Here is a 17,384-nt window from a genome sequence, read left to right on the forward strand (position 1 = left end):
TGAGGGGTGCGGGGTGGTGGAGGGTCAGGTGAGACGGGGGTCAGCGGCGGTCTGCAGGAGGTCCGCGACGGTGTTCACCACGACGTAGACGGCTCCGAGCACGAGCGTCACCGCGGCGATCGCCGGGTAGTCCGACGTCGGGATGCTGTTCGCCAGGTAGCTGCCCATGCCGGGCCAGCTGAAGACCTGCTCGACGACGACGTCGCCGGCGAACATGAACCCGAGCTGCAGGCCGGACATCGCCAGGGCCGGGCCGACGGCGTTCCGGACGACGTGCCGAGCCAGGATCGTCTCCTCGCCGAGGCCCTTCGACCGGGCGGTCCGGACGTGGTCGGCCACGAGCGTGGTCTCGAGCCCGGAGCGCAGGATCCGGCCGATGGCCAGCGCCGGGGCGATCGCGAGCACGGTGGCCGGCAGGACGAGGTGGGACAGCTCGGATCCGACTCCGCCGTCACCCTGCCCGGAGGCCGGCAGCCACCCGAGCTGTGCGTAGAACAGGATGATCCCGCCCAGCGCGAGCAGGAACGGCGGCGCCGTCGCCCCGACGAGCAGCACGCCGCGGTAGACGCCGGAGAACGGCCAACGCAGGGCACCGGACGCGGCGAACAGCCCGGCGAGGACGAGGGCGATCGCGAACGCCGCGAGCACGAGCTGCACGGTGGCGGGCACGGCGGACGCCAGGTCGGTGGCGACCGGGCGGTGCGTCCGGAACGAGGTCCCGAAGTCCCCGTGCAGGGCGCCCCCGACGAAGCGCAGGAACTGCACGGGCAGCGGGTCGTCGAGCCCGAGCCGCTGGCGTTCGGCGTCGACGGCGGACCGGGACGCGTTGGCGCCGAGCGCGGCCCGGGCCGGGTCACCGGGTGAGACCTGCTGGAGCAGGAACACCACGACGCTGAGGACGAGCAGCACGACGACGAGCGAGCCGATGCGGCGGAGGACGGAGGAGACCACGGCGCTACCTCCGGGCGATCAGGGTGCGGACGCCGTCGCCGGCGAGGTTGGACACGAGGCTCAGGAGGAGCACGGCGGCGCCCGGCACGACCGGGACCCACCAGGCGCTGAGCAGCAGCTGCGTGTTGGCGGCCGTGTCCGCACCGAGCTCCGCGGCCGGTGCGGGCTGCCCGAGGCCCAGGAAGGACAGCCCGGCGAGCAGCAGCACGACGTTGCCGATGTCGAGGCTCGCCGTCACGATCGCGGTCGGGACCGCGCCGGGCAGCACGTGCCGGAGGACGAGCCGGGCACGACCGACACCGGCGAGCCGGGCTGCCTCGACGTGCGGGCGGGTGACGGTGGCGCGGACCTCGGACCGGATGATCCGGGCGTAGTACGGCCACCAGACGACCGAGATGCCGACGAGGGTGTTCGTCAGGCCCGGTCCGAGGGCTGCGACGATCGCGATCACCACGAGGGTCGAGGGCAGTGCGAGGAACAGGTCGGTGACCCGCATGAGCACGCTGTCCACCCAGCCGCCGGCCACGCCCGCGGTGGCGCCGACGACCCCGCCGACGACGAGTCCGACGGCCACCACGGCGAGCGCCGACAGCCACGACGTCTGCAGGCCGAAGAGCGTGCGGGAGAGCACGTCCCGCCCGATCGAGTCGGTGCCGAACAGGTGCCCCGGGGTGCCGATCGGCAGCTGGGCCACGGCGACGGGCTGGATCGGGTCGTCGGGTGCGATGAGCCGGGCGACGAGGGCCAGGACGGTGAGCGCGACGAGGAGCCCGACGAGCACCTGGGCCGTGCGGCGTCCGGCGTGCACCCCGGAGGTCGGCCGGAGCGTCCAGCGTGGTGCGACGACGGCGGCGCTCATGCGGGCACCGCGATCTCCGGCACGGACGCCACGAGCGTGCGGGTGTACTGCTCCTGTGGGTCGTGGATCACCGCGTCGGCGGGTCCGGTCTCGATGACCCGGCCGCGTTCGACGACGGCGATGTGGTCGCCCATCAGCCGGGCGACGGCCAGGTCGTGGGTCACGAACAGCACGGTCATGGCGAGCTCCCGACGCATGTCGCGGATGGTGTTGAGGGTCACGGCGGCCAGCGAGGCGTCGAGGGCGCTCGTCGGTTCGTCGCAGAGCAGGACCGCGGGCCGGACGATGGTGGCGCGGGCGAGGGCCACACGCTGCCGCTGGCCGCCGGACAGGTCGGCGGGCCGGAGGCGGGCGACGCTGGTGGGCAGACCGATCGCGTCGAGCGCCTCGGCGACGCGGCGGTCGGTCTCGGTGCGGCCCAGACGCGCGGGGACGAGTCGTTCGCGGAGGGTCTCGCCGACCGTCATCCACGGGGTGAGCGAGGACCCGGCGTCCTGGAACACCATCTGGGCGCCGCCCTCGGCGACGGTGATGCGTCCGGACCGGGCGGGGACGAGTCCGGCGACGGCGCGGAGGACGGTGGACTTGCCCGATCCGCTCTCGCCGACGATCGCGAGGGACCGTCCGGCCGGCACCCGGAAGCTGACGCCGCGGACGGCCTCCACGGTCCGGGCGCGGCGTCCGCGGCCGGACGTGTAGGTGCAGACCAGGTCCTCGACGACGACCGCGTCCGCCGGGGTGGTGGCGCCGGTGGTGGGCAGGTCTGGCTGTGCAGGCCGGGCCTCCCGTGTGTGCGCGTCCGCTGTCGGTCGGGAGGCACGTCCCGCGTCGCCCGCGTCGGTCACCGCGGTCGGGTCGGTCGCGGTCCGGCCGCCGGTCGCGCGGACCGTGTCAGCGTCCCGCCAGCACGCGGCGGCGTGGCCAGCGGCCGGGACGGAGGCGTCGAGGCCGGGCATCTCGGTGGCGCACGGGGCGACAGCGAGCGGACAGCGGGCGCGGTAGGGGCAGCCGACGAGCCGCTCGGCGGCGTCGAGCGTGTCTGCCGGCAGCGCGGGGAGCCGGGCCTCGCGGTCGAGCGCGAGCGACAGGCGTGAGCGGAGGAGTCCCGCCGTGTACGGGTGTGCCGGGGTGCTGAGGACCGCGGCAGTGGGTCCGACCTCGGCGAGCCGTCCGGCGTACATGACGGCGATCCGGTCGGCGATGCGGGACGCGACGCCGAGGTCGTGGGTGATGAGCAGGACGCTGCAGCCGTGGTCGTCGCGGAGTTCCTGCAGGAGGTCGAGCAGCTGCGCCTGCACGGTGACGTCGAGCGCGGTGGTGGGCTCGTCGGCGACGATCAGGGCGGGGCGACCGGCCATCGCGATGGCGGCCATCACGCGCTGCCGGAGTCCGCCGGAGAGTTCGTGCGGGTAGACGCTGAACCGCAGGTCGGGGTCGGGGACGCCCATGCTGTCGAGGAGCGCCACGGCTCCGGCCCGGTCGGGTCCGGCCTCGGTGATCTGCCGGCCGATCCGCATCGTCGGGTTGAGGGACGTCATCGGGTCCTGGAAGACGGCACCGAGCGAGGACCGTCGCGCTGCGCGGCGTTCGGCGTCGGTGCCGTGCACCATGTCGGTGCCCTGCACGGTGACCGTGCCGGTGACCTCGGGTCGCGCGTTGTCCGGCAGCAGGCCGAGCAGGCTCATCGCGAGCATGCTCTTGCCGGAGCCGGACTCCCCCACGAGCCCGACGATCTCGCCCGGCGCGATGTCGAGGTCGATGCCGCGGAGCACCTCGGACCGTGCCCCGTCCCGCTCGAGGGAGACGTGCAGGTCGCGGATCGTCGCGGTCGTCATGCGCTCGGCTCCCTGGTCTGTGCGGCAGTGGTCCCGGCTGCCGTCCCGGCTGCGGCGAGGTGGGCGGCGATCGCCCGCGGCTGGGTGAACCAGACGCGGTCGCGGTGCGCCGTCATGTGCCGGAGTGCCCGGTCGAGGGCGCGCAGGCGGAACGGGGCGCCGGAGATGAAGGAGTGCACGACGACGCTCATCACGAGCGGCTGGTCGGCGGAGCGGTCGAGCAGCTCGTCGAACTCGTCGACCACCATGTCGGCGAACTCGGCGGCCGACGCGCCACGGCCGATGACGGTCGTGCTGTCGTTCACCTCGAGGGCGTAGGGCAGCACGAGCAGGTCCCCGTTGCCCGTCGGGACGGTGACGGGTCGGTCGTCGAGCCGGAGGTCGAGCAGGTACCGGTACCCGCTGCCGACCAGGCTGTCGAGCGTGGACGTGGTGTGGCTGAGCCAGGGGCTCGACCACCCGCCCGGGGCGGTGCCCTCCTCCGCGGTGATGCGGGCGGCGACCCCGGCGACGTACGCGGCCTCGCCGGCGGCGGACATGCCGACCAGGGAGTCCGAGTTCGACGTGCCGTGGCCGACGAACTCGGCGCCGACCTCCCGCGCGGCCCGGATGAGTTCGGGCGCGGTGTCGTAGACGGCCGTGTTGAGGAGCACGGTCGGCGGGATGCCCGCGCGGTCGAGTCGCTCGAGCAGCCGGAACGCCCCGACGCGGTTGCCGTAGTCCCGCCATGAGGTGTTGACGAGGTCCGGGGCGGCGACGTCGGGCACGATGTCCTCGGTCCGGCCGACGCCGAAGCGGTACTCCTCGAGCCCGACGGCGACGTAGACGGCCAGGCGCTTGCCGTCCGGCCAGGCGGGGCCACCGGGAGCGGTGATCGGCCGGTAGGGCCAGAGGTCGTGCCCCGGTGCGGTGGCCCGGAGGGTGTCGTCGGCGGTCATGCGGTGATCCCGTTCGTGGTGGTCCGGTGTGCGGGTGCGATGCCGCGGTCGGGCAGGCCGAGGTCGGTCGCGGCGGCGCGGCGGACGACGGCGGCGTAGGCGGGCCGGAGCCGGTCGGCGTCGGCCCAGGTGCGCTCGAGGGCGGGGCGACGGGCGGCGTGCAGTTCGCGGGCCTCGGCGAGCAGGGCGTCCTCGTCGACCGAGGTGACCCGGCCGGCCTCGGCGACGACCGTCCCGGCGACGACCGTCATCCGCACGCTGGTGCCGGACTCGCAGTAGACGAGCTGGCCCCGCAGGTCGTTGAACGGGGTGAAGGCGGACGCGTGCAGGTCGAGGAGCGCGAGGTCGGCCTCCGCCCCGACCGCGATGCGTCCGACCGTGCCGAGCGTTGTCCGGCCGTCACGACGCATGGCCGCGGCCCCGCCCGCCCAGAGCGCGTCGAGCACCTCCGCCGGTCGCGGCCAGCGGTCCGGGTCGTCGCCGGTGACCGTGTGGATGAGGCCGGCCTGCTTGACGACGCCCCAGGTGTTCACGGTGTCGTCGCAGATCGCCTCGTCGACGCCGAGCGCCACCCGGATGCCGCGGTCCCGCATCGCGCGGAACGGCATCACGCCGCTGCCGAGCCGCAGGTTCGACACCGGGTTGTGCGCGACGACCGCGTCCGCCGCGGCGATCAGGTCGAGGTCGTCGTCGTCGACCCACACCGCGTGGATGACGTTCACCCGGTCGCTGAGCAGCCCGAGGTCGGCCGTGTAGCGGACCAGGCTCCGTCCGGCGAACCGCGGCTGGCCGCTCGACGGGTGCGAGAGGGCACGCTGCGTCCGCGTCTCGAGCATGTGGGCGAAGAGCGGCACGTCGTGGGTGCGGCTGAGGTCGTCGAGCGCGCCGAAGTACTCCGGCGAGACCCGCTGGGGTGCGGAGATCGACACGGCCGCGGTGAGCCGACCGTCGGCCGCCCCGTGCCAGTTCCGGAACAGGTGGTCGTAGGCGTCGAGCAGTTCCGCGGCGGTTGCGGGAGCGGGGGCGTGCAGTGCTCGGGTCGTCGCCTCGTCGAGCCCGTCGATGCTGATGTCACCGAGGAACGGCAGCTTCTCGACGTCGGGCAGCTCCGGCTGGTCGAGCGCGACCGAGGCCCGGATCCCGCTGTCCGCGTACGCCTGCATGACGGCGTCGATGACCTCGGGGTCGGGTGCTGGCATGAGGAACGCGTCGTCCTGCACGCTCGTCGTCCCGGTACGGAGCATCTCGAGGGCGCCCAGCATCGTCCGGAGGTACGCCTCACGCGGGGTCGGCGTGAGCGCGGGGTCCGACGGGGACTCGTAGAGCATGAAGGTCTCGAGCGGTCGGCTCGGGAACGCGCCCTTGAGGTGGTTCGCCGGCGAGTGGAAGTGCGCGTTGACGAGCCCCGGCAGCACGATGTGGTGCCCGCGGCCGTCGACGACCCGGACGTCGGCGGGCGCTGCGGCCCGCGCGCTCGGCCCGATGACGGCGATCGTCGTGCCGGTCACGAGCAGGTCGGTGGGACCGGTCATGCCCGAGGGTTCGTCGGGCGCCCACAGCAGGACGTCGGTGAACAGGACGCTCATCCCCACATCTCCCGGGTGGTGGCCGAGCCGACGGGCTCGGCGAAGGTGGAGGCGCGGGAGGTCGTGATGCCCTGCGCCAGGAGTCCCTCGACGGCGACGGTCGCCGCGGCCACGCCGTCGATCACCGGCACCCCGAGCGAGGTGCGGAGGGCGCCGACGAGTCCGGTGAGGCCGGCGCACCCGAGCACCACGGCCTCCGCGCCGTCCGTCGCCAGGGCGGTGCGGGCCTCCTCGGCGAACGCGGCGTAGGCCGGACCGGCACCGGACTCGATGTCGGCGACCGCGACGTCGACCGCCCGGACGGTGCACCGGTGGCCGAGCCCGAGGGCGCGGACGACACGGTCGGTCATCGCGATCGTCCGCGGCGGCATCGTGATCACGGTGAAGCGGTGGGCGACGAGCGCGGCGGCCTGCAGTGCGGCCTCCGTCATGCCGACGACGGGTCCGGCGGCGCGTTCGCGGGCCGCGTCGATGCCGGTGTCGCCGAAGCAGGCGATGACGTAACCGTCGACGCCGTCCGCCTCGCCACGCTCGACCTGGGCGAGGACGCCGGCGGCACCGAAGACCTCGTCGACGGCGGTCTCCACGGACACCGGGGCGGTGGACGAGCAGCTGGCCGTGACTGTGGTGCCCGGTCGGGCGACCGCGCGGGCCGCCGACGCGACGGCGTCCGTCATCAGCTGACTCGTGTTCGGGTTGAGGACGCGCACCTCGGTCACCGGACCGCTCCCGTCGTCGTCGTGGCTGTCGCTGTCGCTGTCGCTGTGGCTGTCGCTGGCGTCGTCTGTGCGTCCGCTCGCGCCGGTTCGGTGTCGGCGAGCAGCCCCGCCACCCCGTGTGCGCCGATCGCGACGCGCGCTGCGGCGGCACCCGCCCGCGCGGCCTCGACCGGGTCGCCCCCGCGGACGGTGGCGGCGGCGAAGGCCCCGCAGAACGCGTCCCCGGCTCCGGTGGAGTCGACGGGCTCGACGGCGACGGTCGGGACTGTGGTCACGCCTCCCGCGGTCGCGACCAGGCAGCCGCGCTCGGCGGTCTTCACGACGACGACGTCGGGGCCGGCGGCGAGGAACCGCCGAGCCGCGGCCTCCAGGTCGGTCGTCCCGGCGAGCCGGACGGCCTCCAGCTCGCTCGGCAGGAACACGTCACAGGTGGCGAGCAGCGCGAGCAGTTGGTCCTCGTGCCCGAGCACGTAGTCCTCCTGCAGGTCGAGCAGGACGGTGGCGTCGGTCCGCTCACGGAGCCACGGCCCCAGGGCCAGCTGCGCACCGAGCGACATCGCGGACACCAGGACCGCGCTCGCGGTCAGGGCGTCGGGACCGACGTCCGCCGGGTACACCGACATGGCGTCGAACGCGGCCTCGCCGTCCAGCAGGTCCCACGTCCGGCTGCCGTCGGGTGCGTAGGTCACGCGGTTGCGGATGGTGCGACCGGTTCGCGGACGCGTCGGCTCGACGCGGATGCCGCGGTCCACGACGGCCTGGAGGAGCGTGGCCGGCAGGTCGGTCCCCACCGGGGCGAGCATGCGGACGTCCGCCAGCTCGCGACGGGCGGCGAGGGCGGCGAAGAGCGCGTCGCCACCGAGCGCCGTGGTCGTCGCCTCGTCGACCACGAGGTCGTCGATCGTCAGGTTCCCGATGCACAGGAGCGAGTCAGCCATGCCGGGCCTCCGCGGTGGTGAACTGCGCCATCGCCAGCAGGTACCCGGTGAGCTGCGCGGGCAGGACGGTGAGCAGCGGGCTGAGGGGCTCGGCGATCGCCGGCACGACGACGACCTCGTCCGCGATCGCGTCGAAGGCGTCGACGCCCTCGGTCGTGACGACGTACACCGCGCCGCCGAACCGCTTCGCCTCGCTGGCGGTGTGCACGGCCCGCGGCACGGACGGCCCGGCCGGCGCGATGACCCAGATCGGTTCGCCGCGCTTCAGCGAGTTGTAGTGGTGGAACTCCTCGACCTGGATCGCCTCGGCGTGGTCGGGCGTGCACTCCTTGACCTTCGCGGCGCCGATGATCGCGCTGCCCCAGCTCGGACCGGCACCGGAGAACAGGAACGTACCCGCTCCCTGCTCCCGCTCGGCGATCGCGCGGAGGCGGGGCTCCGTGGTCGCGATGACGTGCTCCATCAGCTCCGGGACCGCCGCGAGCTCCCGGCGGAGCCCCTCGGCCGCCGGCACCCCGGTGCGGACACCGACCCGGGTTGCGAGGTCGAGCAGCAGCGCGAGTGCGGTCGTCGAGGACTGGGTGGGCCAGCCGACCCGCGTGGCCCTGAGCCGCAGGGTGCGTGCGGACTCGACGTCGAGGGTGGAGCCCGCCGTGTTCGTGATGGCGACGACCAGGGCTCCGGCGTGCTGGGCCATCAGCGCGGCCTCGACGGTGCGGGTGGTCTCCCCCGAGCTCGACAGCGCGATCACGACGCTGCGCTCGGTGACGAGCGGGGCGCCGTAGTAGGCCAGCTCCAGGCTCTGCACCGGCTCGACGGGGACGCGGAGCATCTGCTCGAGCACCTGGCGGGCGGCGATCGCGACGGCGAGTGAGTCCCCGGCGCCGGTCACGAACACGCGGTCGACCTCGGACCGGGCGATCAGGGCGGCGAGTTCGTCCAGGTCCTCGTCGTTCGCGGCGAGGGTCTCGCGGATCCGGTCGGGCTGGGCGATCAGTTCCGGGAGGGTCGCCTCGTCCCGGGCACGGCGTTTCGGGTCGAGGGGGTGGTCGGTCGGCAGCGCGACGATCGAGGCGTGCTCGGCGGCGGAGACGCGTTCGACGACCTGCTGCTGACGGGCGTCGAGCGGGCTGTCGACACCGATGAACGGGCTCGGCGGGGTGCTGGTCATGCGCGGTGTCCTGTCGTGTCGAGGGTCCGGCCGAAGCGGGCGGCGGTCTCCGGGTCGATGCGGGCGTCCGGGGCGCTCGAGCGCTTGATCGCGCTGCCGAGGACCACGCCGTCGGACCGGCGGACGGCGTCGGCGATCGTGTCGAGCGACACCCGGCCCCCGACCACGAACGGCACGTCGGCGACGGCGCGCAGCCGTTCGATGTCGTCGAGGGCGTCGGCGACTCCGCTGTCACGGGTGACGACGAGCACGTCCGCGAGGCCGAAGTCGTGCGCCTCCTTGGCCGCCCACGCGGGGCTCCCGGCCAGCGCCAGGCTCGTGGCCTCGTGCACGTCCGCCCAGACCTCGACGTCGGCACCGAGTCGGCGGCGCATCGTCGCGACGTCGTGGGCGCACCCCTCGATCCAGCCGGTCGGGCCGACGGAGACGCCGGTGAGGACCTTGACCCGCACGAACCTCGCCCCGATGGCGTGGGCGATGGCGACCGCACTCGGGCCGTCGTTGTGACCGACGACCACGCCGACCGGGACGTCCACGGCCCGGGTGACGGCAGCGCCGACGACGGCGAGCGCGGCGACGGTGGGGGCGTCGACGCGGACGGCCTGGGGCATGTCACTGGCGTCCTGCACCATCACGTGCGTGAAGCCCGCGGCGACCAGCGCGGCGGCGTCCTCAGCGGCCCGTTCGGCGATCGTCGAGACGGGCACGCCGGCGTAGTTCACGGCGCCGGGCAGGGGCGGGAGGTGGAGGACTCCGACGAGGCGGAACGGGGCGAGAGGCACGAGCGAAACGGTATACAGTTCCGCGTTTCGGTCGCATGAACGCGTGTTTCAGCCAGATGAAGCGCGTCGCTCGACATCACATTCTGACCGAGAACCCCAGATCAGGAGCTGTGCGCCCGGTTTCGACCCGCGGGCAGTCCGGATCGGATCAGCCCGGGCAGACGAATCTGTATACGGTCAGTCGGCGGTCGGGGGCGCGGTCGTCGTGACGCCGCGCTCACGCTCGAACCGCGCGCGCTCCTCGGCCTCGATCTTCGTGTACGCGGCACGCTCGGTCCGGTCGGCACGGATGATCGCGCGCATGATGAACCAGAAGATGACACCGAGCAGGATCGTCGGGGTCAGGGCGAAGACGACTCCGGAGACGATTCCATGCGGCATGGTCCCATCGTACGTCGTGCTGCCCGAGGGACCGAGCTCGCAGGCTCTCGCAGGCTCCCTCGGGGCTGGCGTCGCGCGCCGCTGGCGCGTCGCCCTGAGCTCCAGCGCCCTACTTGACCAGGGGGAAGAGGATCGTCTCGCGGATGCCCAGGCCGGTGATCGCCATCAGCAGCCGGTCGACGCCCATGCCCATGCCACCCGACGGGGGCATCGCGTGCTCGAGTGCCCGCAGGAACTCCTCGTCGACGCGCATCGCCTCCGGGTCACCGCCGGCGGCCAGACGGGCCTGCTCGACGAACCGCTCCCGCTGGACGACCGGGTCGACGAGCTCCGAGTACGCGGTGGCGAGCTCGAAGCCACGGACGTAGAGGTCCCACTTCTCGACGACGCCCGGGCGGGTGCGGTGCTGCCGGGTCAGGGGCGAGGTGTCGACCGGGAAGTTCATGACGAACGTCGGGGCGTACAGCTTGTCGCCGTTGAAGTGCTCCCAGAGCTCTTCGACGTACTTGCCGTGTGTGGCGTGTGCGACCTCGACACCCTCGGCGTCGGCGAGCGCCTGCAGCTCGGACAGCGGCGTCTCCGGGGTGATCTCGTGGCCGGACGCCTCGGACAGCGACTCGTACATGTCGAGTCGTGCCCACTCGCCGCCGAGGTCGTAGTCGCTGCCGTCCGGCAGGGTGACGACGAGCGGACCGCCGGTGACCGCACGGGCGGCGTTCTGCACCAGCTCCTGCGTCAGGTCGGCCATCTGCTCGTAGTTGCCGTACGCCTGGTACGCCTCGACCATCGCGAACTCGGGCGAGTGCGACGAGTCGGCGCCCTCGTTCCGGAAGTTCCGGTTGATCTCGAACACCCGGTCGATGCCACCGACGACGGCGCGCTTGAGGAACAGCTCGGGTGCGATGCGGAGGAACAGCTCGGTGTCGAAGGCGTTCGAGTGCGTGACGAAGGGCCGCGCGGAGGCGCCACCGTGCTGGGTCTGCAGCATCGGGGTCTCGACCTCGAGGTACTCGTGCGACGTGAAGGTCTGGCGGAGCGAGGACATCACGGCAGCGCGGGCCCGGACGGTCTTGCGGGCGTCCTCGCGCACGATGAGGTCGAGGTACCGCTGCCGGACCCGGGTCTCCTCGTTGAGCTCGTTGTGCAGGTTCGGCAGCGGCAGGATCGCCTTCGCCGCGATCGCCCAGTCGTCGACCATGATGCTCAGCTCGCCGCGGCGGGAGGAGATCACGCGGCCGTGCACGAACACGTGGTCGCCGAGGTCGACGAACTCCTTCCAGCGGGCCAGCGACTCGTCGCCGACCTCGGCCAGGGAGACCATCGCCTGGATGCGCGAGCCGTCGCCGGACTGCAGCGACGCGAAGCAGAGCTTGCCGGTGTTGCGGGAGAACACGATGCGGCCGGCCACGCCGACGACGTCCTGCGTCTCCTCGCCGGTCTCGAGGTGCGCGTACTGCTCGCGGACCGCGGGGATCGTCGTGGTGATCGGGAGTTCGGCCGGGTAGGCCTCGATCCCGGACTCCAGCAGGCGCGCGCGCTTGTCCAGCCGGACCTGACGCTGCTCGCTGGTCTCCTGCTCGGCCAGTGCGGCGGCGTCGGCGACCGCGGTCTCAGTGGTGGCGGGGGCGGTCTCGTCGGTCATGCTGGTGCGGCTCCGGAGGTCGTGGGGGATCGCGTCGATGCTACCCGCCCGGCCGCGCTCGGCCGGGACACCGGATGGACGGCGGACACGGCGGTCCGGGCTCGCGGCCGGGTTCAGATCGCGGACTGCCCGTCGGCCGCCGTCAGCGCGTTGTCGACCGCCGAGCGGACGAGTGCCCCGAGGACGCGCCCCGGGTGCTCGACACCGATGCCGGACAGGGTGCCGGCGGACTGGTCGACGATCGCCGTCGAGAAGCTCACGGCCGCCCGGACCGCGTCGGCGTAGGCGGGGCGGTCCCGCTCGGCCACGACGAACGGCTCGGCACCCATCTCGACCACCAGGGCCTGCGCGATCGGCAGCACCGGCGCGGGAGCGGTGACGGCGCAGTACGCGTCCCGCAGGCGGCTCAGGTCGACGCTCGTGCCGGTGAAGGCCATCGCGGGGTGGATCGCGAGCGGGATCGCCCCGGCGCGCATCGCCGGCGCGAGGACGTCGACCCCGTGGTCGGGGCTGGTGTGCACGACCAGCTGCCCGGGCTGCCAGATCCCCGCGTCCGACAGACCCTGCACGAGCGACGGCAGCTGGTCGTCCGGCACGGCCAGGAGCACGAGTTCGCTCCGCTCGACGAGCTCCGGCGTGCCGAGCACGGGTGCGCCGGGCAGCATCGCCTCGGCCCGGTCGCGACCGGCGTCGGAGACGGCGGTGATCCCGACGACGGCGTGCTCGGCGTTCGCGAGCGCGGCACCCAGCACGGGGCCGACGCGTCCGGCGCCGATGATCCCGATGCCGAGTCGTCCGGCCCTCACCGCACGGCTCCGGGTGCGGGGACGGCGGTCCAGACGGGAGGCCCGTCCTGCGTCAGCCACGCCGGTGCGGCGGGCGCGGCACCGGTCCACTGCCCGGGCCACTGCCCTGATGCGTGCGCGGGCTCCTGCGCGTGGCGACCCGGCGCACCGGAGGTGGGTCGAGCCTCCCGGCCGTCACGCCACCGGTGCGACGTGTCGGTCGCGGCGGCCTCGACGGCACGCTCGGTCGTGCCGGACCAGAGCCGCTGCGCGTCCCCGGCGTCGAGCGCGCCGACGCGGGCGGAGACCGGACCGCTGACGGTGTGCACGTGCACCGAGGCCAGGCGGAGTGCGCGCTCCAGCGGCCCCTGCGTGACCTTGACGCTCTGGACACGCGGCAGCGGCACGACCACGAGCGAGCGCCAGACCGCGCCGAGCCGGAGCAGCACCGCACCGGGCACGAAGCGGTAGCCGTTGCGGGACGCCGACAGCGGGCGCAGCCAGCGACCCCGTCGGGGCGAGTGCACGAAACCCCCGCGGTCGCCGCTCGTGGTGAGGCTGTCGTCGACGACACCCACGGCCTCGGCGGATCCCTCGCGCAGGCGTTCCATCGACGCTTCCGGACCGACGACGGCCGAGCCGACGAGCTCGGGCAGGATGATCTCGAGGACCTGCCGGACCTCGGCCGCGGTACCGACCGGCAGCACGATCGACGAGACCTGCTGGTTCGTGGACGCCCCGTTGCCGGCGTTCGTCGCCCGGTTGATGCGGATGTCCCACCAGCCGAACGGCCGCCACAGCAGCGGCTGCGCGACGCTCACGGCGTGGATGCGCCCGGGCGGCAGCGTCTCGTTCGAGGTCGAGAACAGGCCGAAGCCGATCCGGATGCCGTCCCTGGTGTCCGCGATCGTGTAGCGCAGCGACTTCGAGAACTTGCGGACGTAGTAGCCGCCGGCGCCGATGACGGCCGGGAACAGCGACACGAGGAGGAAGTACTGGCCGGTCAGGCTGATGCTCACGATGATCGCGACGACGAGCAGCAGGATCACCACGGTCGTGCCGGAGAGCAGCATCGACGCGATCAACCGACCCGGGTGGACGCGGACCACCCGGGTGGCGTGCACGGCCTCGGGGTCGAGCTCGGGTGCCAGGAACTCGTCCACCCGGCCCTGCAGGACGCCGCCGCCCGGACCGGCGGACCGGGGCTGGTCGGTGTCCTTCGCGCCCGAGGCGAGCACCAGGATGCGCTGCCGCAGGTCGTCAGCGGCCTTCGCACCGAGGTAGGCGAGCTGCACGTTCGCGTCGTTTCCGGCCTGCGCGACCTCGAGCTTGGCCGTGCCGAAGACCCGTGGGATCAGCGGCCGCGAGATGTTGATCCCCTGGATCCGGTCGAGCCGGGCCTTGCGGTGGGTCCGGAAGACCACGCCGGAGCGGACCTCGACGATCTCACCCGTGACCCGGAACTCGTGCATCCGCCAGGACAGGTAGAACAGGCCGATCAGCACCAGGAGCAGCACCGCCACCCCGAGCAGCACCCAGCCGACGACACCGTGCTCGTACACGTAGCGGACCGGGTCGCCGTCCTCCTGCGGCCCGCCTGCGCCGGGGATGAAGACCTCGACGATCTGGTCGCGGAGGTTGTTGAGCACGTAGCCCAGGATCACGACGAGGAAGATGCCGCCCTTGAGCAGCGGTGTGAGCGGGTGCAGCCGGTGCCACTCGCCGTCGGTCAGGGGCGCGGCCGCGGCAGGGTCGCCCTTGCGCGGTGGTGCGGGGATCGAGGCGTCCGGTCGGAACGACACGTGCGACCTACAGCCCGGCGCGACGGGACTCGGCGAGCTCGACGAGTCGGTCGCGGAGGTCGTCCGCCTGACCGGCCGGGATGCCGGGGATGCGGATGTTCGACGACGCGGCCGCGGTCACGAACTTCAGCTCGCTCATGCCGAGCACCCGGTCGAGCGGGCCCCGGTTGACGTCCACGAGCTGCAGTCGGCCGTACGGCACCGCGGTGAAGCGCTGCCACATCAGTCCGCGGCGCAGCACCAGGTCGTCGTCGCGCAGGGCGTACCCGATCGACCGGATGCGCCGCGGGGTGAGCGCTGCCGTGACGATCGCGATGGCCGCGACGACCGCACCGATGACGAACCAGACGAGTCCGGCCGTCCCGCCGGTCCCGCCGCTGGCGACGCCGATGAGCACCAGGCCCGCCGTGACGACGCCGCCGATGACGATCGTCGCGATGAGGTCGGTCCAGACGAGCTTCGCCGAGACCCGCGTCCAGGTGATGCCGTCGAGGCCCATGCCGGCGTCGTCGAGTCGGCGTGGTTCGTCCATCCGATGAGGTTCGTCGAGTTCGGGCGGCATCGGGGTCTCCTGGTCTGCGGTGGTCGGTCCGCGTCGACCGACCGGGCCGGTCACGCCGTGGTGCTGCCCCGCCCGTCGTGGTCGTCCTCGTCCGTCGGCGGCGCGATGCACATCCGCTCGGCGACGAGGGCGCACACGGTCAGCACGATCCCGCCGCCGAACGCCACCGCGTTCGGCAGGGTCGAGCCTAGCGAAGGCAGGACGGACCGGGACAGGAGGTACACGAGCAGCCCGAGGGCGAACGCGCCGAACAGCGCCCCGCAGATGCTCGACGCCTTCGCCAGGAACACCACCCGGGTCGCGTACATCGGGTCCACCCGGCGTCCGTCGTTCCGGCCCCGGGTCTGTCGACGGATCGGCGCGGCCATGAACAGCAGGGCGATGCCGATGAACAGCAGCGTCAGGCCGAGGGGGACCGACATCAGGAGCGTCGGCGACTGCCGGGCGGTCAGGGCGGTGTCGACCGCGAAGCCGGCGACGGCCGCGACGACGGCGACGCCGATCAGGGTGGAGGCCCGGGTCGGCTTCACGGGGTGACCTCCGGCGCGGCGCGGTCGAACAGGCGGGGTTCGTCGACCCGGTCAGTGTCGTCGCCCAGCGCCGCGAGCAGGGTCGTGACGGACCCGTGGCCCGGCAGCACCGCCTCCGGGTCGGCGTCCGCCCAGGGCGCGAGCACGAACGCCCGCTCGTGGGCGCGCGGGTGGGGCACGGTGAGCGTGTCGGTGTCGATCCGCAGGTCGTCGAGGGCGATCACGTCGAGGTCGAGCGTCCGGTCACCCCAGCGGACGTCGCGGGTGCGGCCGTGCGCGTCCTCGATGCCGTGCAGGGCGTCGAGCAGCTCCTGCGGCGCCAGGTCGGTCTCGACGACCACGACACCGTTCCGGTACCGCGGCTTCGTCGTGTCGAGGCCGTCCAGGGTGAGGGCGACGGACTCGACCTCACGACTCGAGGCCACCGGACGGACACCGGGCAGCGCGGCGACGGCGGCCGCAGCGGCACGGAGGGTGCTCCCTCGGTCGCCGAGGTTCGCACCGAGGGCGATGACGGCGCGCGTCACGCTCCTTCCTCGAGCGGGTCGCTCTCGGCGGCGGCCGCGTCGTCAGGGCGCACCGCGGACTCGCGCCGGATGGTGATCGACACGTCGGTGAACGGCACGGTGATCGGGGCCTGCGGCTTGTGCACCGTGACCTCGGTCGCCAGGGCGGCACGGTGCGTCAGGACGGCCGCGGCGATCCGCTCCGCCAGCGTCTCGATGAGGTCGACCGGGTCGCGTTCGATCTCGGCGACGACCTGCTCGGCGAGCACGCCGTAGTGCACGGTCTCGGCCAGGTCGTCCGAGTCGGAGGCGGCGGTCGCGTCGACCTCGACCGCGACGTCGACGACGAAGTCCTGTCCGTCGGCGCGTTCGTGGTCGAAGACCCCGTGGTGCCCGCGTGCGCGGACTCCGACGAGGCGGATGGTGTCCCTCATGATCGAGCTGCCCTCCAGGCGTCCCAGACGTCGAGTACGGCGCGGGTCGGCGCCGGGTCGTGCACACGGACGCCCCAGGCGCCGCGTTCGGCCGCCAGCAGGCTGATCGCCGCCGTGGCCAGGTCTCGTTCGACCGGGGGTGCCCCGGCCGCACTGCCGACGCCGTCCAGGAACCGCTTGCGGGACGCTGCGACCAGGACCGGCAGACCGATCGAGGCGAAGCGTTCGTAGCCCGCCAGGATCTCCCAGTTCTGCTGCCCGCGCTTGGCGAAGCCCAGGCCCGGGTCGATGACCACCTGCTCCTGGCGCACGCCGAGGACGATGAGTTCGGCGACCCGGAGTTCGACCTCGCGCCGCACTTCCTCCACGGCGTGGGTGTACTCGGCGTTCCGGTACATCCGGTCACTGTGGCCGCGCCAGTGCATGACGACGAAGCCCACGCCGGTCTCGGCGACGACCCGGGACATGTCCGGGTCGACGAGCCCACCGGAGACGTCGTTGACGATCACGGCACCGAGCTCGACCGCGCGTTCGGCGGTGCTGGCGTTCATCGTGTCGACACTCACCGCGATCCCCTCGGAGACCAGCTGCTGCACGACCGGCAGGACGCGCTCCTGCTCGACGTCCACCGGCACCCGTTCCGCCCCGGGCCGGGTGGACTCCCCGCCGACGTCGACCAGGTCGGCCCCGGTCGCGACCAGGTGTCGGGCGTGCGCGAGTGCCGCGTCGACGGCCAGGTGCAGGCCGCCGTCGCTGAACGAGTCGGGGGTGACGTTGAGGATCCCCATCACGCGGGTGCCCTCCGGGGTGGAGCGACCGCGGCGACGGCCGGTCACGATCTCCGGCACCGGTGCGGGTGCTCGGAGGTCGATCGCGACCGTCGCCGGCGCTGCTGCTGCTTCGCGGGCCCGGCTCACCTCGGCGAGCCGACGCGACCGTCTCGTCGGCAGGTCGGTCATGCCG

The 17,384-nt window shown here is 73.3% G+C and carries 18 protein-coding genes; all 18 read right to left on the minus strand.

The features are described from left to right. Positions 1–24: 24 nt before the first annotated feature. Entirely contained in the window at positions 25–951 is a 927-nt protein-coding gene (locus DEJ24_RS00860) for an ABC transporter permease (protein ID WP_111076878.1), read from the minus strand. A gap of 4 nt (positions 952–955) precedes the next feature. Next, a complete protein-coding gene (locus tag DEJ24_RS00865) occupies positions 956–1,810 on the minus strand; it encodes an ABC transporter permease (protein WP_111076879.1) in 855 nt (284 codons plus the stop codon). Next, positions 1,807–3,645 (minus strand): ABC transporter ATP-binding protein, encoded by a 1,839-nt coding sequence (locus tag DEJ24_RS00870; protein WP_111076880.1) that lies wholly within the window; start codon positions 3,643–3,645, stop codon positions 1,807–1,809. Before DEJ24_RS00870 ends, DEJ24_RS00865 begins: the two co-directional genes overlap by 4 nt. After that, positions 3,642–4,583, minus strand: a complete 942-nt coding sequence (locus tag DEJ24_RS00875; RefSeq protein WP_111076881.1) for a polysaccharide deacetylase family protein — start codon at positions 4,581–4,583, stop codon at positions 3,642–3,644. The genes DEJ24_RS00870 and DEJ24_RS00875 overlap by 4 nt, the downstream gene beginning before the upstream one ends. Beyond that, on the minus strand, positions 4,580–6,169 hold the full coding sequence (locus DEJ24_RS00880) for an amidohydrolase family protein (RefSeq protein ID WP_111076882.1): 1,590 nt from the start codon (positions 6,167–6,169) through the stop codon (positions 4,580–4,582). The genes DEJ24_RS00875 and DEJ24_RS00880 overlap by 4 nt, the downstream gene beginning before the upstream one ends. Beyond that, complete coding sequence (locus DEJ24_RS00885; RefSeq protein WP_220034015.1) at positions 6,166–6,888, minus strand: aspartate/glutamate racemase family protein; 723 nt, start codon at positions 6,886–6,888, stop codon at positions 6,166–6,168. The genes DEJ24_RS00880 and DEJ24_RS00885 overlap by 4 nt, the downstream gene beginning before the upstream one ends. Then, positions 6,885–7,826, minus strand: coding sequence for a carbohydrate kinase family protein (locus DEJ24_RS00890; RefSeq protein WP_111076883.1), 942 nt, complete (start codon positions 7,824–7,826; stop codon positions 6,885–6,887). The genes DEJ24_RS00885 and DEJ24_RS00890 overlap by 4 nt, the downstream gene beginning before the upstream one ends. Then, the gene (locus tag DEJ24_RS00895; protein ID WP_111076884.1) at positions 7,819–8,997 is read right to left on the minus strand and encodes an SIS domain-containing protein; all 1,179 of its coding nucleotides are present in this window, start codon (positions 8,995–8,997) and stop codon (positions 7,819–7,821) included. Before DEJ24_RS00895 ends, DEJ24_RS00890 begins: the two co-directional genes overlap by 8 nt. Next, a complete protein-coding gene (locus DEJ24_RS00900) occupies positions 8,994–9,779 on the minus strand; it encodes a BtpA/SgcQ family protein (protein ID WP_181432848.1) in 786 nt (261 codons plus the stop codon). The genes DEJ24_RS00895 and DEJ24_RS00900 overlap by 4 nt, the downstream gene beginning before the upstream one ends. A 177-nt stretch (positions 9,780–9,956) precedes the next feature. Beyond that, positions 9,957–10,160, minus strand: a complete 204-nt coding sequence (locus DEJ24_RS00905; RefSeq protein ID WP_111075251.1) for a hypothetical protein — start codon at positions 10,158–10,160, stop codon at positions 9,957–9,959. A 109-nt stretch (positions 10,161–10,269) separates the two neighbouring features. After that, positions 10,270–11,802: a lysine--tRNA ligase gene (gene lysS / locus DEJ24_RS00910; RefSeq protein WP_111076886.1), complete on the minus strand. Its 1,533-nt coding sequence runs from the start codon at positions 11,800–11,802 to the stop codon at positions 10,270–10,272. A 113-nt stretch (positions 11,803–11,915) separates the two neighbouring features. Further along, a complete protein-coding gene (locus DEJ24_RS00915) occupies positions 11,916–12,608 on the minus strand; it encodes a Rossmann-like and DUF2520 domain-containing protein (RefSeq protein ID WP_258374557.1) in 693 nt (230 codons plus the stop codon). Then, positions 12,605–14,389, minus strand: coding sequence for a PH domain-containing protein (locus DEJ24_RS00920; RefSeq protein ID WP_111076887.1), 1,785 nt, complete (start codon positions 14,387–14,389; stop codon positions 12,605–12,607). The genes DEJ24_RS00915 and DEJ24_RS00920 overlap by 4 nt, the downstream gene beginning before the upstream one ends. Before the next feature lie 7 nt (positions 14,390–14,396). Further along, positions 14,397–14,921: a PH domain-containing protein gene (locus tag DEJ24_RS00925; RefSeq protein ID WP_181432849.1), complete on the minus strand. Its 525-nt coding sequence runs from the start codon at positions 14,919–14,921 to the stop codon at positions 14,397–14,399. Positions 14,922–15,001: 80 nt separating this feature from the next. Beyond that, positions 15,002–15,481, minus strand: a complete 480-nt coding sequence (locus DEJ24_RS00930; RefSeq protein ID WP_111076888.1) for a DUF3180 domain-containing protein — start codon at positions 15,479–15,481, stop codon at positions 15,002–15,004. After that, positions 15,478–16,008, minus strand: coding sequence for a 2-amino-4-hydroxy-6-hydroxymethyldihydropteridine diphosphokinase (gene folK / locus DEJ24_RS00935; protein WP_111076889.1), 531 nt, complete (start codon positions 16,006–16,008; stop codon positions 15,478–15,480). Before folK ends, DEJ24_RS00930 begins: the two co-directional genes overlap by 4 nt. Then, entirely contained in the window at positions 16,005–16,421 is a 417-nt protein-coding gene (gene folB / locus DEJ24_RS00940) for a dihydroneopterin aldolase (protein ID WP_111076890.1), read from the minus strand. Before folB ends, folK begins: the two co-directional genes overlap by 4 nt. Continuing rightward, on the minus strand, positions 16,418–17,380 hold the full coding sequence (folP, locus tag DEJ24_RS00945; RefSeq protein WP_111076891.1) for a dihydropteroate synthase: 963 nt from the start codon (positions 17,378–17,380) through the stop codon (positions 16,418–16,420). The genes folB and folP overlap by 4 nt, the downstream gene beginning before the upstream one ends. Between the last annotated feature and the right edge of the window lie 4 nt (positions 17,381–17,384).

Origin of the sequence: Curtobacterium sp. MCPF17_001, assembly GCF_003234615.1 — a bacterium.
In the GTDB taxonomy this organism is placed as follows: Bacteria; Actinomycetota; Actinomycetes; order Actinomycetales; family Microbacteriaceae; genus Curtobacterium.

Excerpts from the sequence above, each read along its gene's own strand:
- DEJ24_RS00905 (WP_111075251.1), bottom strand. The coding sequence starts at position 10,160 with ATGCCGCATGGAATCGTCTCCGGAGTCGTCTTCGCCCTGACCCCGACG.
- DEJ24_RS00875 (WP_111076881.1), bottom strand. The coding sequence starts at position 4,583 with ATGACCGCCGACGACACCCTCCGGGCCACCGCACCGGGGCACGACCTC.
- folB (WP_111076890.1), bottom strand. The coding sequence starts at position 16,421 with ATGAGGGACACCATCCGCCTCGTCGGAGTCCGCGCACGCGGGCACCAC.
- DEJ24_RS00880 (WP_111076882.1), bottom strand. The coding sequence starts at position 6,169 with ATGAGCGTCCTGTTCACCGACGTCCTGCTGTGGGCGCCCGACGAACCC.
- DEJ24_RS00890 (WP_111076883.1), bottom strand. The coding sequence starts at position 7,826 with ATGGCTGACTCGCTCCTGTGCATCGGGAACCTGACGATCGACGACCTC.
- DEJ24_RS00870 (WP_111076880.1), bottom strand. The coding sequence starts at position 3,645 with ATGACGACCGCGACGATCCGCGACCTGCACGTCTCCCTCGAGCGGGAC.
- DEJ24_RS00925 (WP_181432849.1), bottom strand. The coding sequence starts at position 14,921 with ATGGACGAACCACGCCGACTCGACGACGCCGGCATGGGCCTCGACGGC.
- lysS (WP_111076886.1), bottom strand. The coding sequence starts at position 11,802 with ATGACCGACGAGACCGCCCCCGCCACCACTGAGACCGCGGTCGCCGAC.
- DEJ24_RS00865 (WP_111076879.1), bottom strand. The coding sequence starts at position 1,810 with ATGAGCGCCGCCGTCGTCGCACCACGCTGGACGCTCCGGCCGACCTCC.
- folP (WP_111076891.1), bottom strand. The coding sequence starts at position 17,380 with ATGACCGACCTGCCGACGAGACGGTCGCGTCGGCTCGCCGAGGTGAGC.
- DEJ24_RS00895 (WP_111076884.1), bottom strand. The coding sequence starts at position 8,997 with ATGACCAGCACCCCGCCGAGCCCGTTCATCGGTGTCGACAGCCCGCTC.